The sequence below is a fragment of the Lentzea sp. HUAS12 genome, from assembly GCF_024125735.1.
GTDB classification, from domain to species: Bacteria; Actinomycetota; Actinomycetes; order Mycobacteriales; family Pseudonocardiaceae; genus Lentzea; species Lentzea albida.
On the sequence record NZ_CP099738.1, the window covers coordinates 8004275 to 8017845 of the forward strand.

19 protein-coding genes are annotated in these 13571 nt (G+C 69.2%); 10 read left to right on the forward strand and 9 right to left on the reverse strand.

What is annotated here, in order from left to right; all coding sequences use genetic code 11:
• Position 1 precedes the first annotated feature (1 nt).
• Positions 2-1270 carry a 3-phosphoshikimate 1-carboxyvinyltransferase gene (aroA, locus tag ND450_RS37550; protein WP_253322888.1) on the reverse strand — a complete coding sequence of 423 codons (1269 nt, stop codon included), beginning with the start codon at positions 1268-1270 and terminating at the stop codon, positions 2-4.
• Positions 1271-1355: 85 nt separating this feature from the next.
• On the opposite strand from aroA, the gene ND450_RS37555 reads away from it, so the two are divergent.
• Together ND450_RS37555 and ND450_RS37560 are read left to right on the forward strand one after the other, a co-directional pair.
• The gene (locus tag ND450_RS37555; RefSeq protein WP_253322889.1) at positions 1356-2045 is read left to right on the forward strand and encodes an SOS response-associated peptidase; all 690 of its coding nucleotides are present in this window, start codon (positions 1356-1358) and stop codon (positions 2043-2045) included.
• Complete coding sequence (locus ND450_RS37560) at positions 2042-2653, forward strand: alpha/beta family hydrolase (protein WP_253322890.1); 612 nt, start codon at positions 2042-2044, stop codon at positions 2651-2653. The genes ND450_RS37555 and ND450_RS37560 overlap by 4 nt, the downstream gene beginning before the upstream one ends.
• Here the strand turns inward: ND450_RS37560 and ND450_RS37565 are convergent.
• Positions 2650-3507, reverse strand: coding sequence for a hypothetical protein (locus tag ND450_RS37565; RefSeq protein WP_253322891.1), 858 nt, complete (start codon positions 3505-3507; stop codon positions 2650-2652). The genes ND450_RS37560 and ND450_RS37565 overlap by 4 nt on opposite strands.
• A gap of 65 nt (positions 3508-3572) precedes the next feature.
• On the opposite strand from ND450_RS37565, the gene ND450_RS37570 reads away from it, so the two are divergent.
• Complete coding sequence (locus ND450_RS37570; RefSeq protein WP_253322892.1) at positions 3573-4118, forward strand: DinB family protein; 546 nt, start codon at positions 3573-3575, stop codon at positions 4116-4118.
• 129 nt (positions 4119-4247) lie between these two features.
• Complete coding sequence (locus ND450_RS37575) at positions 4248-4733, forward strand: hypothetical protein (RefSeq protein WP_253322893.1); 486 nt, start codon at positions 4248-4250, stop codon at positions 4731-4733.
• On the opposite strand, the gene ybaK is transcribed toward ND450_RS37575, so the two are convergent.
• Positions 4730-5206 carry a Cys-tRNA(Pro) deacylase gene (gene ybaK / locus ND450_RS37580; RefSeq protein WP_089914449.1) on the reverse strand — a complete coding sequence of 159 codons (477 nt, stop codon included), beginning with the start codon at positions 5204-5206 and terminating at the stop codon, positions 4730-4732. The two genes, ND450_RS37575 and ybaK, sit on opposite strands and share 4 nt — an antisense overlap.
• A 50-nt stretch (positions 5207-5256) precedes the next feature.
• Here ybaK and ND450_RS37585 point away from each other — a divergent pair, with 50 nt between their 5' ends.
• The gene (locus ND450_RS37585; RefSeq protein WP_177229709.1) at positions 5257-5922 is read left to right on the forward strand and encodes a sigma-70 family RNA polymerase sigma factor; all 666 of its coding nucleotides are present in this window, start codon (positions 5257-5259) and stop codon (positions 5920-5922) included.
• Positions 5919-6179: a mycothiol system anti-sigma-R factor gene (rsrA, locus tag ND450_RS37590; protein ID WP_371927515.1), complete on the forward strand. Its 261-nt coding sequence runs from the start codon at positions 5919-5921 to the stop codon at positions 6177-6179. The genes ND450_RS37585 and rsrA overlap by 4 nt, the downstream gene beginning before the upstream one ends.
• Before the next feature lie 63 nt (positions 6180-6242).
• Here the strand turns inward: rsrA and ND450_RS46150 are convergent, their stop codons facing one another.
• A complete protein-coding gene (locus ND450_RS46150; protein WP_369809028.1) occupies positions 6243-6317 on the reverse strand; it encodes a 50S ribosomal protein bL37 in 75 nt (24 codons plus the stop codon).
• A gap of 54 nt (positions 6318-6371) precedes the next feature.
• Between ND450_RS46150 and ND450_RS37595 the strand changes: the two genes are divergently transcribed.
• A complete protein-coding gene (locus tag ND450_RS37595) occupies positions 6372-7850 on the forward strand; it encodes a PAS domain-containing sensor histidine kinase (protein WP_089914440.1) in 1479 nt (492 codons plus the stop codon).
• Positions 7851-8012: 162 nt separating this feature from the next.
• On the opposite strand, the gene ND450_RS37600 is transcribed toward ND450_RS37595, so the two are convergent.
• On the reverse strand, positions 8013-8267 hold the full coding sequence (locus tag ND450_RS37600) for a WhiB family transcriptional regulator (protein WP_015104912.1): 255 nt from the start codon (positions 8265-8267) through the stop codon (positions 8013-8015).
• 245 nt (positions 8268-8512) lie between these two features.
• The gene (locus ND450_RS37605; protein WP_089914437.1) at positions 8513-9448 is read right to left on the reverse strand and encodes a diacylglycerol kinase family protein; all 936 of its coding nucleotides are present in this window, start codon (positions 9446-9448) and stop codon (positions 8513-8515) included.
• 252 nt (positions 9449-9700) lie between these two features.
• Here ND450_RS37605 and ND450_RS37610 point away from each other — a divergent pair, with 252 nt between their 5' ends.
• The 3 genes from ND450_RS37610 (at position 9701) to ND450_RS37620 (ending at position 11869) form a co-directional block, all read left to right on the forward strand.
• The gene (locus ND450_RS37610; protein ID WP_253322894.1) at positions 9701-10120 is read left to right on the forward strand and encodes a hypothetical protein; all 420 of its coding nucleotides are present in this window, start codon (positions 9701-9703) and stop codon (positions 10118-10120) included.
• Between the two features lie 82 nt (positions 10121-10202).
• Entirely contained in the window at positions 10203-10913 is a 711-nt protein-coding gene (locus ND450_RS37615; RefSeq protein WP_089914431.1) for a trypsin-like serine protease, read from the forward strand.
• 143 nt (positions 10914-11056) lie between these two features.
• Positions 11057-11869: an SAM-dependent methyltransferase gene (locus tag ND450_RS37620; protein WP_089914428.1), complete on the forward strand. Its 813-nt coding sequence runs from the start codon at positions 11057-11059 to the stop codon at positions 11867-11869.
• A 66-nt stretch (positions 11870-11935) separates the two neighbouring features.
• Here the strand turns inward: ND450_RS37620 and ND450_RS37625 are convergent, their stop codons facing one another.
• From ND450_RS37625 to ND450_RS37635, 3 genes are all read right to left on the reverse strand, one after another.
• Positions 11936-12352 carry a DUF5684 domain-containing protein gene (locus ND450_RS37625; protein WP_253322895.1) on the reverse strand — a complete coding sequence of 139 codons (417 nt, stop codon included), beginning with the start codon at positions 12350-12352 and terminating at the stop codon, positions 11936-11938.
• 126 nt (positions 12353-12478) lie between these two features.
• A complete protein-coding gene (locus ND450_RS37630; RefSeq protein WP_253322896.1) occupies positions 12479-12952 on the reverse strand; it encodes a GNAT family N-acetyltransferase in 474 nt (157 codons plus the stop codon).
• A complete protein-coding gene (locus ND450_RS37635) occupies positions 12952-13548 on the reverse strand; it encodes a histidine phosphatase family protein (protein WP_089914421.1) in 597 nt (198 codons plus the stop codon). Before ND450_RS37635 ends, ND450_RS37630 begins: the two co-directional genes overlap by 1 nt.
• Positions 13549-13571: the final 23 nt, after the last annotated feature.

The following is a 13571-nucleotide window of genomic DNA, read 5'->3' on the forward strand; positions in this document are numbered from 1 at the left end:
TCTACGCGCCCCCGGTGAGCATGGCGTCCCACATGCCGGGGAAGTCGGGGATCGTCTTGGTCGTGCTGCCGATGTCGTCGACCTCGATCCCCGGCACGACCAGGCCGATGATCGCGCCCGCGGTCGCCATCCGGTGGTCGGCGTAGGCCTTCCACACCCCGCCGTGCAACGGGACGGGGTCGATGACCAGGCCGTCCTCGGTCTCGGAGGCGTTGCCGCCGATCGCGTTGATCTCGTTCACCAGAGCGGCGATCCGGTCCGTCTCGTGGCCGCGGATGTGCGCGACGCCGCGGATGGTCGTGCGCCCCTCGGCCAGTGCGGCCAGCGCGGCGACGGTGGGCGTCAGCTCGCTCTCGTCGCGCAGGTCGATGTCCACACCGGACAGCTTCCCGGGTCCGCGCACGGTCAGCCCGCGCTCCGACACCTCGACCGCACAGCCCATGCGCTCCAGGATGCCGCGCACCGCGTCGCCGGGCTGGGTGGTCGAGGAGGGCCAGTGCGGGATCGTCACCTCGCCACCGGTCACCGCGGCCGCGGCCAGGAACACCGTCGCGTTCGACAGGTCGGGCTCGACGTGCCACGTGCGGGCCTTGATGACGCCGGGCTCGACGCGCCACACGTTCGGCACGCTCGTGTCGACCTCGACGCCGACCGAACGCAGCGTCTGGACCGTCATGTCGATGTGCGGCAACGACGGCACGGGCTTGCCGTCGTGCCGGATCGTCACGCCCTTGTCGAACCGGGCGGCGGACAGCAGCAGCCCGGAGACGAACTGCGACGAGCCCGACGCGTCGATCGTCACCTCACCGCCGGGCACCGATCCCGTGCCGTGCAACGTGAACGGCAGCGCGTCGCCGTCGACCTCCACGCCCAGCGACCGCAGCGCACCCAGCACGGTGCTCATCGGCCGCACGCGGGCGTGCGGGTCGCCGTCGAACCGGATCTCGCCCTCGGCCAGCGCGGCGGCGGGCGGCAGGAAGCGCATGACCGTGCCGGCGAGGCCGCAGTCGACGTCGGCCGGACCGCGCAGCAGACCCGGCAGGACGTCCCAGCCGCCGTCCTCGCGGTCGGTGATCCCGACGCCGAGGGACGACAGCGCGGCCGTCATCAGCACCGTGTCGCGGCTGCGCAACGGCGCGTGCACCGTGGACGGCCCGTCGGCCAGCGCCGCGAGCACCAGGACGCGGTTCGTGATCGACTTCGAGCCGGGCACCGGCACCGTCGAGTGGACTGGGCCGGACGCGCTGGGGGCTGACCAGTGCTGAGTCATGCACGAATGATCCCGCATCCGCACCGGGACAGTTCGCACCGGTGTGCCGGACGTGGGATTATCGCAACTTCGGAGGTGATCGGTTTTGTGTGGTAGGTACGCCTCCACCAAGGACCCGGCGCTGCTGGCGGCCGAGTTCGACGCGGTGGACGGGACCGGCGACGAGGCACCGGGCCCGGACTACAACGTCGCGCCGACCAAGCACGTCCTGGCCGTCGTCGAGCGCAAGCCCGAGGACGAGGAGCTGGAACGCAGCATCCGCGTCATGCGCTGGGGCCTCGTCCCGCACTGGGCCAAGGACCTGTCCGGCGCGGCCAAGATGATCAACGCCCGTGCCGAGACCGTGCTCAGCAAGCCCGCGTACAAGCAGTCGGCGATGAAGCGGCGCTGCATCATCCCCGCCGCCGGGTGGTACGAGTGGCAGGCGGCCGAGGGGCGCAAGCAGCCGTACTTCATGACGCTCGGGGACGACACGTCGCTCGCGATGGCGGGCCTGTGGTCCGTGTGGTGGAAGGACGACGTCCCGACCGTAACGTGCGCGGTGCTCACCACGGAGTCCATGGGCGCGTTGACGGAGGTGCACAACCGCATGCCGTTGCTGCTGCCACAGGACCGCTGGTCGGCGTGGCTCGACCCGGCGTCGCTCGACCCGTCCGAACTGCTGAAGCCGGACCTGTCGATCGTCGAGGCGCTCGAGCTGCGCCCGGTCTCGACCGAGGTGAACAGCGTGAAGAACAACAACCCCTCCCTGATCGAACGCGCAGCGCTGTCGTGACGACGCTGTTGGTGGACACGCCGCACGGCCCCGCGCGGGCCTCGCTGCACTGTGCCCACGAACCGCGCGCCGCACTGCTGCTCGGCCACGGCGCCGGCGGTGGCGTCGAGGCTCCCGACCTGGTCGCCGCGTGCCGCGCCGCCAACTCCGTCGGCGTGCACGTGGCGCTGGTCGAACAGCCCTACCGCGTCGCGGGCCGCCGTGCCCCGGCGCCCGCGGGCCAGCTCGACACGGCGTGGCTCTCCGTGGTCGACGACCTGGGCGAACGCTGGTTCGACGGCCTGCCCCTGGTGTTCGGGGGCCGGTCGTCGGGCGCGCGCGTGGCCTGCCGGACGTCGGTCGAGGGCCAGGCCGTGGCGGTGCTGTGCCTCGCGTTCCCCGTGCACCCGCCGGGCAAGCCGGAGAAGTCGCGGATGTCCGAGCTCGACGGCGTCGAGGTCGCCACGCTGGTCGTGCAGGGCGAGAACGACCCGTTCGGCCAGCCCGGACGAGCGCACCACCGCGAGGTCGTGCTGCTCAAGGGCGACCACTCGCTGAAGGCATCGGTGGCGGACGTCGGCCGGTCGGTCGGGGAGTGGCTCGACCGCGTGCTGCGGCCGCTCGACTAACGCGCCATGCGGGTCCACGTGTGCCGGCGCCCGCGGATGGCGACCGAGTAGGCGTACAGCAGTTCGGGGTCGCCCATGCCCGGCAGGAAGCAGTCGCCGATGTGGTGGGCGTCGACCCCGATCTCCTTCGCGGTGAGCGCGAGGTGCGGCACGACGTTGGTGTGCGCGCCCTCCTGGGACGTGCCGATCGCGCCCATGACGACGGCGCCCTTCTCGTGCACGGCCGCGACGGCCTCCGCGGCCGCTTCCCTGGTCACGCCGGGCAGCGTGCCCGGAATCGGCAGGATCACGCCGTCCGCTCCCGCGTCCACGAGGCGCGTCAGCTTGGCGGCGGTGATCGGTTCGGGGTGCCCCGCGTGGTGCATCTTGCCGACCCACAGCGCGGCGTCCGTGCGGATCTCCTCGGTCGCGCGGGCCATGCCGTCGAGCGAGCCGTCCGTGCTCGGGTTGGCCGTCAGCACGATGAGCGCCGCGCCCGCGTCGGCGAGGCGGCGGGCGTTGTCCTGGGTGGCTTTGCGCAGGTCGGGAACGGTGCCGGGCTCCACGTTGACGCCGATCGGCCTGCCGATCCGCTCCGCCAGTTCGTGCAGGCTCGTGAGCTCACCGAGGCCGGGGAAGCGGAACGTGGTGCCGTCCCAGACCCGGTCGATCATGTTCAGCACGATCACGTCGGCGCCGAACGCCGCCATCAGCTCGGCGTTGTGCACACCGGTCCGCCCGTCGAACGAGAGCGCGGCGCGGTCGGCGAACACCTCGGCCACCACGGTCCGGCCCTCGGACGCGGCCACGGCCGCCGAGAGGTCCGGCCCGCGCAGTGCCGCGAGTCCGGTGCGGTCGAGATCGAGGATGCGCACGTCTGCCTCCTGAATTGGTCTAAACCAAGTGGTGGCACCCTACGACTTCGGCTGGGATCTCGGCCATGACCGATCTCGATGAGCAGGGCAGGCCCGAACCCCCGACCGATGGCGACGAACTCGCCACCCTGAACGGCTTCCTGGACTTCCAGCGCGCCACCCTCGCGTGGAAGGTCGGCGGCCTGACCGCGGACCAGCTCGCGCAGAAGACCGCGAAGTCCGAGATGACCCTCGGCGGGCTGGTGAAGCACCTCGCGTACGTCGAGCAGCAGTGGTTCCACACCGTCCTGCACGACCGCGAGCCGCTGGAGCCGTGGAAGAGCGTCGACTGGAAGGCCGACTACGACTGGGACTGGCACTCGGCCGCCGACCACACCGCCGAGGAACTGGTCGCGCTCTGGCAGGACGAGGTCGAGCGCTCCCGCAAGGCCGTCGAGGAGGCGCTGGAGACCGGTGACCTGGGGCAGCCGGCCAAGCGCAAGCCGTGGCGCGGAGACGACCGGACCGTGAGCCTGCGCTGGATCCTCACGCACATGGTCGAGGAGTACAGCCGTCACAACGGCCACGCGGACCTCCTCCGCGAGGCGGTCGACGGCCAGACGGGCGAATGAGCGGCTGACCGAATGGACAGGGCGTCGGCCGAAAGTACGGCAATCGCCCTTCCTGACAACCGAATGCGGATCAAGGTCGTCCCCTGTGGCGTAGGGGAGCACCACTCGAGACGTATTCGGGGAGAACACGTGAACTCGTTCCGCACGACCGCGGCCGCTCTGGCCATCACCTTCACCGCCGCCACGGGAGCGTCCGCCACCGCTCAGGCCGACGTCCCGTGGTGCACGGGCGACGACCTGGTCATCACCGCCCACGACATGAGGTCGCCCTCGTCCGCGAGCAAGGCGCACCAGATCATCTTCACCGCCGCGGACGGCGTCTCCTGCCGGATCGGCGGCAGCCTGAGCGACGTGCGCTTCCTCGACGCCGCGGGCGAGGACCTGGGCATCGAGCCGGAGATGCGCAGCGGCGACTACGTCGAGGTCCCTGTCAGCGGGTCGGGCCGGGCCGCCGTCTACGTCGCCTCGCAGATCCACGGCCCGCGGGAGAACCCCGCGTCCGTCCGCTTCACGCTGCCCGGTGAGGACGGCCCCGGTGACCAGGTCACCGTCGCGTGGCCGTCCAACCTCAGCCCGGTCGTGCGTTTCGGAAGCCTCACGCCTCCGGTCAGCTAGGCACTGATCGAGGCCACCACGGCACCGGTGAGCCGCACCAGCTCGGACGGCGCGATCTCCACCTCGAGGCCGCGCCGTCCGGCACTGCAGAACATGGTGTCGAACTCCAGCGCCGACGCGTCCACCACGACCGGCAGCCGCTTCTTCTGCCCGAGAGGGGAGATGCCGCCGGCGACGTACCCCGTGGCGCGCTCGGCGTCGGCCACGACGGCCATCTTCGCCTTCTTGCCCTTCAACGCCGCCGCGAGGCCCTTGAGATCGAGCTGCGCCGTCACCGGCACGACGCCGACCGCGAGCTTGCCGTCCACCTCGGCGACCAGGGTCTTGAACACGCGTTGCGGCACCAGCCCGAGCGCCTCCGCGGCCTCCAGCCCGTACGACTCGTGGCGGGGGTCGTGCTCGTACGAGTGCAAGGTGTGCGCCACCCGCTGCTTGTCCAGCAGCGCTGTGGCGGGGGTCCCACGTCCGGCCATGCGGAATTACTACCAGCCCGTCCGTTGTTACCCAGAACGTGGCAACCAACATGCTTGAGCGGTCACGCGTAAAGTCAGTCCCGACCCAGAACCTGTGGGAAGGGAGCGCGGTGCCCGCCACCGGCACGACAGAAACGACGGCGGAGCGCGCTGCGCGTTTCGAGCGCGACGCCATGCCCATGCTGGACCAGCTCTACTCGGCCGCCCTGCGCATGACGCGCAACCCGGCTGACGCCGAGGACTTGGTGCAGGAGACGTTCCTCAAGGCGTATTCGGCGTTCGCGTCGTTCTCCGAGGGCACGAACCTCAAGGCGTGGCTCTACCGGATCCTGACGAACACCTACATCAACGGCTACCGCAAGAAGCAGCGCCAGCCGATCCAGCAGCCGACCGAGGAGATCACGGACTGGCAGCTGGCGCAGGCGGAGAGCCACACCTCGTCCGGGCTGCGCAGCGCCGAGGTCGAGGCACTCGACAACCTGCCCGACAGCGACGTCAAGGAAGCTCTGCAGCGGTTGCCGGAGGAGTTCCGGATCGCGGTCTACCTCGCCGATGTCGAAGGCTTCGCGTACAAGGAGATCGCAGACATCATGGGCACCCCGATCGGTACGGTGATGTCCCGCCTGCACCGCGGCCGTCGCCAGCTCCGCGACATGCTGGCGGACGTCGCCCGCGACCGCGGGTTCCTCCGAGGCAGCAACGGAGACGCGTCATGAACTGCGGTGAACCCCACGACACCGACTGCTCAGAGGTGCTGAGCGAGGTCTGGCTGTTCCTCGACCAGGAGTGCGACTCCGGCCGGCGCAAGGCGCTGCAGACGCACCTCGACGAGTGCCATCCCTGCCTGGAGCAGTTCGGGCTGGAGGAGCACCTGAAGGCGCTGCTCGCCCGCAAGTGTGGTGGGGATTACGCGCCCGCGGATCTGAAGGCGCGCATCCGCGCGACGATCGTGGAGATCCGCACGGAGGACTGAAGATCGTCCTCACAGACAAAAAGGCCTGGTCACCGTCTTGGTGTCCAGGCCTTTTCGCAGCACTCAGGCGTTGGGGCGCTTGCCTCGGTTGGCGCCGCCCTTTTTGCGGTCGCGGCGCTTGCGAGCACGCTTCGACATGGGTGTCTCCTAGGATCAGAACTGCTTCATCGGCCATTTTCTCATGGAGGAGTTCTGAGCACGCTCACGGACCTGCTGGCCGAGCACACCAAGCTCTCCGGCGCCGCTGTCGACCACCTCCAGCTGGTCGTCGCGGAGTGGCAACTCCTCTCGGACCTGTCGTTCGCGGACTTCGTCATGTGGGTCCCGCTCGACGGCGACAAGTTCCTCTGCGTCGCCCAGGCCCGTCCCACGACGGCGCCCACGGCCCACCCCGAGGACGTCGTCGGCAGCGAGGTCGACTCCGACGACCACCCGCAGCTGCGCCGGGCCATGGACGAGTCGCGGATCTGCCGCGAGGAGGACCCGCGCTGGCACCTGGGCGTGCCGGTGCGCCGGGAGACCATCCCCGTGCGGCTGGGCGACCACGTCATCGCCGTGCTGAGCCGCAGCACGAACCTGGCCGTGCCGCGCGTGCCGTCGCCGCTCGAGATCTCGTACCTCGGCAGCGCGGCGGACCTGTGCCAGATGATCGCGGACGGCACGTTCCCCGCCCCCGAGCCCTCGCCGGACGTGCACACCAGTCCGCGCGTCGGGGACGGCCTGATCAGGCTCGACCCGTCCGGCGCGGTGGTGTTCGCCTCGCCCAACGCGCTGTCGGCCTACCACCGCATGGGGCACGCCTCGGACCTGGTCGGCGTGCACCTGGCGCCGCTGACCCGCAGCCTGATCGGCGACCCGTTCGACGCCACGGAGGTCGCCCAGCGCATCCGGCAGGCGCTCGACGGGCAGCCGTCGATGCGCATGGAGGCCGAGTCCCGGCGCGGCGCCGCCGTGCTGTTCCGCTCTCTGCCCCTCCGGCCGCGCGGGCAGGCCGCCGGCGCCATCGTGCTGTGCCGCGACGTCACCGAGGTCCGTCGTCGTGACCGCGCGTTGATGTCGAAGGACGCCACGATCCGCGAGATCCACCACCGGGTGAAGAACAACCTGCAGACCGTCGCAGCCCTGCTGAGGCTGCAAAGCCGCAGGTTGAGCAACCCGGAGGCGAAGGAGGCGCTCGCCGAGTCGGTTCGTCGTGTGACTTCCATCGCACTCGTGCACGAGACCTTGTCGATGTCGGTCGACGAGCGCGTGGACCTCGACGACGTGGTCGACAAGGTCATCCCGATGATGGGCGACGTGGCGGTCACCGAGACCCAGGTGAGCGTGCGTCGCGAGGGCGGGTTCGGCATCGTCCCGGCCGAGATCGCCACCCCGCTCGTGATGGTCCTCACCGAGCTCGTGCAGAACGCCTTCGAACACGCCTACGCCCCTGGCCAGCGCGGCGAGGTCGTCGTGCACTCCGAGCGCAGCGCGAAGTGGCTCGACGTGACGATCACCGACGACGGCAAGGGCCTGCCGCAGGGCTTCTCCCTGGAACGCACCGATCGTCTCGGCCTGCAGATCGTTCGGACCCTCGTCGATTCCGAATTGAGAGGCTCTTTGAGCTTGCGGCGCAGGCCCCGAGGCGGTACTGAGGCGGTCCTGCGCGTGCCGCTCAGGGGGCGACGCTAAACTGACCTCGTGCACACGTGACGATCAGCCTCAGCGGTCTCACGTGGTCATGCGGGAGGGTGTGCAAACAAAAGAACAGGCCCGACACCTGGCACGGTGTCGGGCCTGATCTTTATGAAGTTCTAGATCAACGCAGTATGTCTAAAGCGGCGAACAGCCTGCTCAGGCGTTGCTGCGGGCGCGCGTGCGAGCGTTGCGGCGCTTGAGGGCGCGGCGCTCGTCTTCGCTCATCCCGCCCCAGACGCCGGCGTCCTGGCCGCTCTCGAGCGCCCACGCGAGGCAGTCGGAGACGACGGGGCAACGGCGGCAGACGGTCTTCGCCTCGGCGATCTGAAGCAGCGCGGGACCACTGTTCCCCACGGGGAAGAACAGCTCGGGGTCCTCGTCGCGGCAGATCGCGCGGTGGCGCCAGTCCATTGGAACTACTCCTCAGCTAGGCGCGCACAAGGGCACGCCGGTTGTCAGCGGTCGTTTTTGGGGTGCTTGTGAATGCTTTCACGAACGGCAGAGATGTCAAGGGGTAAGCACTGACCCGGTGAGTGAACTCACCCAAAAGATCGACAGCGTTCACCTGGGGTTTCACGCTCTGCTGTCACTCGACTGCAGTACATCGCGGGTGCGTACCGAGACGGTCACGAACCGATCACGGACTGTCAAGTTCCTTACAGGGCAACAGTCAACGCGTCGGGCACCGCCCGGAACTCCACCGCGGTGGTCGTTCCGAGGAAATCTCCGTCCACCTGGAGGTTCGCGGGCTCCTCGCACTTCACTCTGACATAACCCACGTCATCGCGCCGAACGAGTTTCCCGCTCTTCGGATTGCCCGTGGCCAGCACCTGGGCGATGTAGCGCCCGACGGTGGGTACCCGCAAAGTCCTCAACGCACTCAACCCGAGTCCGCCGTCGAACGACGTGCTCGGGTTGAGTTGGATCGCCCGGTCCCCGAAGTACGTCCACGGGTCGGTGTTCGACACGAAAACCATGCCGTCGGTGTCGAACGGCGCCTCGTCCGGCACTTCGACGGTGAAGTGCTGCGGCTTGCGCACGAGTTGCCCGTACGCCTTGAGGGCGACGCTCAGATAGAGGAACGGGCTCGCGGTGCGGCCTTTGGCGCGTTTGTGCTCCACGCCCGCCACGACGTCGGCGTCGAGGCCCAGACCCGCGTTGAACGTGAACCAGCGGCCGTTCTCGATGACGTCCGCGAAGACCTGCCCGAGCCCGACGCGGCGCCTGGTGCCGTGCTCGATCGCCTGGAGCAGGACGTGGGTGGCCTCGACGGGGTCGCGCGGGATGCCGAGGGCGCCCGCGAAGACGTTGGCCGAACCGCCGGGCACGACGCCCAGCATCGGCCTGTCGGGACGGGGGCCGCCGCGCAGCACGCCGTTGACCACCTCGTTGACCGTGCCGTCGCCACCGTGGGCGATGACCAGGTCGAACCCGTCCTCCGCGGCACCGTGGGCGGCGTCCGCCGCGTGGCCCCGGTAGGAGGTCTCGATGATCTCCAGCTTCACGTCGCTGGCCAGCGCGTGCGCCAACACATCTCGGCCCGCCGGCGTCGTTGTAGTCGCCTGCGGGTTCACCACGAGAAGAGCGCGCACTACTTGAGAGTAGGACAATGCGTGACCGTCTGCGGTTCGCATGTCCTCCCTCAGGGTGGCTCCAGCCTCACGAAAGTGGCGCAAATCTCCCTTCCGTCGCACCGCGTCCCGCCTCGCAGCCGAGTGCACCCCGGACGACCGCCGGCTCGCTGAAGGCCCCTTGATCTTCCCGCGCCCGGCGTGCTTCCAGAGCCCTCCAACCGGGTGGCATACGATCCGTGACCAGGTACAGAACGTGAGGAAAGGTCTTCCGTGACCACTCAGACCCAGGCGCCACCGCGCCCGGTGCGCATCGCGTCCGCGCTCACCTTCGTGCAGGGCCTGGGCGGGATCGCGCTGGCCGTCGCCCTCGTCGTCCGGGTGATCGGGGGAGCCACACCCGCGGGTCCCATCCTCGGCGCCGCCGGAGTGCTCGTGCTCTGGTTCGGCGGGGTGCTGTTCGCGACGGTGATGTTGTTCCGCGGCCACCACGGCGCCCGCACGCCCGTGATCGTCACGCAGCTCCTGCTGCTCGGCTGCGCCTGGTACGCGTACGGGCCTTCGGAGCAGCAGCTGCTGGGCTCGCTGGGCGGCATCTACTGCGTCGTCGTGCTCGTGCTCCTGTTCACCACCGAGGGCCGCAAGTGGGCGATGGGCCTCGAAGGTGAATCGGAAGTCGACAAAGCCGACTAACGGAGGGTGGTCAGCCTCACACGGACGAGTGAAGCTGTGCGTGGTTGCTTAACCACTCCCTGCACTCACGAGGTGACCAACCATGCGTGTCATTACCGCGATCGCGGGCGCCCTCCTGGCGGCGCTCTCCCTCGCTCCCGCTGCCGCAACGGCTGCTCCGGAGAACCCGGACATGCAGCCGATGATCATCGGTGGCAGCTATGCCCAGAACTTCCCGTACGCCGCTCGCCTGTTCTTCAACGGGCGGGAGAACTGCTCCGCCACGAAGATCGCACCTCAGTGGATCCTGACCGCTGAGCACTGCGTTTCGGGCAGCGGCACGTACACGTTCCGCGCGGGCAGCCTGGACCAGACCTCGGGTGGCCAGCTCGTCACGGCCAACCAGATCATCAAGCACCCGTCGGCCGACCTGGCGCTGGCGCGTGTCTCGACGACGATGTCCGCTCCGTTCTCCCCGCTCGGCACCACGTCCGACGTGGCCACCGGCAACACCGTGCAGCTCTACGGCTGGGGTGCCACGTGCACCAACCAGCCGGAGATCAACTGCCAGTCGCGCTACCTGAAGGTCGCGAACACCCGCGTCACGTCGGTCAACGGCAGTGACTACCGCGGTGGCCGCGCGGTCGCCGTCACGCGCGTCGACGGCATCGCCGCCGGCGGCGACTCGGGTGGCCCGATGTTCTCCAACGGCAAGCAGGTCGGTGTCGCCTCCACGTCGGACCGCTCCACCCGGTCCAACTACACCCACGTGGGCGCCTACCGCACCTGGATCCGCCAGTACGCGGGCGTCTGACACACAGCTCCACCAGCGGTAACCCTGCGATGGCCCTCGGCTCCGGCCGGGGGCCATCACCCTGCGTGTTCACTAATGGTGGATGGACACGAACGGAGTAGCCGGTTACCGTGCCCCCAGCGTTCGCGCCGCTCGGGAGCAGGGTGAGGTGCGCAGTGCAGGACGGCCCGCAGCGGGTGACCACAAACGGCGATTCCGAACGCCCAAATCTGGCTCGCCTGTTCGACTACTACCTCGGCGGCGCGCACAACTTCGCGGTCGACCGCACGGTCGCCGAGGAGAGCATCAAGATGTACCCCGTGGCCGAGATAGCCCGGATGATCAGGTCCTTCTCCCGCCGCGTGGTGCGCCTGTGCGTCGAGGAGCACGGCATCCGGCAGTTTCTCGACCTGGGCAGCGGCATCCCGACCGCGGGCAACGTCCACGAGGTCGCCCAGGGCATCGACCCGTCGTGCAAGGTCGTCTACGTCGACCGCGACCCGGTGACCGTCGCCCACGCCCGCACGATGTTGCGCGACAACCTCAACGCCGCCATCGTGCAGTCCGACATCGGTGATGTGGGCGCCGTGCTGCGGCACCCGGAGACCCGTCGCCTCATCGACTTCACGCAGCCGACCGCCGTGTTGATGGTCGGTGTCCTGCCGTACGTCACCGAAGAGCCCGCCGGCGTCGTCGCCCGCTACCGGGCCGCACTGACCGAGGGCAGCATCCTCGCGCTGACGCATCTCACGAAGGACATGGAGCCGGAGCTCGTCGGCCGGCTCGTCGAGCTCGCGGACGGCATGGACCTGGATCTCGTGCCGCGGTCCAAGCAGGACGTCGAGGACTTCCTCTGCGGGTTGAAGCTGCTGGAGCCCGGACTGGTGCTCGCGGCCCACTGGAGGGCCGACGGGGAGCTTCCCGGCGCGTCCGCCGCCGCCGACGCGTCGACCTACGGCGCCGTCGGGATGGTCTGAGAACGGCGAAGGCCGGGCCCGGAGCAACAGGGGTTGTTCCAGGCCCGGCCTCGACGTGTTCGGGTGTCAGCCCCGGTACGCGGCCTGCTGGCCGACCAGAGCGGCCGGGCCGCGGTACTGCGCGCCACCGAACGCGATGATCGCGTAACCGATGAGGCTGAACAGCCACAGGCCGACGACGCCGAAGACGGCGTCCTTGCCGAACGACTTCGCGATGTCGATCGACACGATCACCGAGACCACGATGTTCACGAACGGGATCAGCATCAGGACGAGCCACCAGCCGGGACGGCCGGCGATCTTCAGCCACACGTAGATGTTGTAGATCGGGATGATCGCGGCCCAGCCGGGCTGACCGGCCTTGGTGTTGACCTTCCACATGATGATGATGCCGATCACCGCGAAGATGAGGCTGATCACCAGGAAGACACCCGAGACGGCCGCTGCGGCGTTCGGGTCGATCGTGGTCGGGTCAGTGGGCATGGTCTTTCCTTCTTTCCACGCTTACTTGGTGCCGGGGGATCGGCGAGCGGGGACGCTGCCAGCACCGTGGACCCGTCCTGTGTGGATTTCCCGTTTCGTGAGCCTTTCGAGACCTTCCGTCAACCTTCAGAGTGAAGAGCCGAGCCTGACCAGGGCTTCGTCCGCGACGCGCATCGTCGTCCACTCGTCCATCGGTATGGCGCCCAAGGACTTGTAGAACCCGATGCTCGGCTCGTTCCAGTTGAGCACCCACCACTGCAGGCGGGTGTATCCCTTCTCGACGCACTCCTGGGCAAGCGTTTCCAGCAGTTTCTTGCCGAGACCGTTCCCGCGCTGGTCCGGCGTGACATATAGATCCTCGAGGTAAATGCCGTGCACGCCGTCCCACGTCGAGAAGTTGAGGAACCACAGGGCGATGCCGACGACCTGACCGTCCACTTCGGCCACATGACCGAACAGCGCGGGGTGCTCGCCGAACAACGCGGTGTGCAACTGTCCCGGCGTGAGCTTGCACTGCTCGGGCGCCTTCTCGTAGAGCGCCAGCTCGTGCACCAGTCGCACGACCGCGTCGACGTCACGCGGTTCCACCCGCCGGATCATCACACCTCCCAGGCAGGCACGTTGAGCCTGCGCACCTGCGGGTCGCCCCGCTCGTCGCCCAGCTGGCAGATGCCGGCCGGGTCCAGTCCGAAGTGGACACCCTGGTCCGGCGCGAGACCGAGCCACGCCGCGATCAGCACGCGGCTGAAGTGTCCGTGACCCACCAGCACCACGTCACCGCCGGGCAGGATCTTGCGCACCTCGCCGAGCACCTTGCGGGCCCGCTCCTGCACCTCCGCGTGCGTCTCGCCGTTCGGCATCGGGTGCGTCCACACCGTCCAGCCGGGCACGCGCTCGCGGATCTGCGGCGTGGTGATGCCCTCGTAGTCGCCGTAGTCCCACTCGGCCAGGTCCTCGGTCGTGCCGCCGACCTCCAGCCCGGCCAGCGCGGCCGTCCGGGTGGCGCGCTGCCGGGGGCTCGTCAGCACGAGCGCGGGCGCCTGGTCGGTGCCCCGCAACCGAGCGAGCACCGCCCCCGCCCGCCGTGCCTGCTGCTCGCCCTCGGGCGTCAACTCGATGTCAGTGCGTCCCGTGTGCCTGCCGCTCTCGGACCACTCGGTCTGGCCGTGGCGCAGCAGGTAGAGGTGGGTGCTCACCTGTTCGATCCTAGGCAGTGACG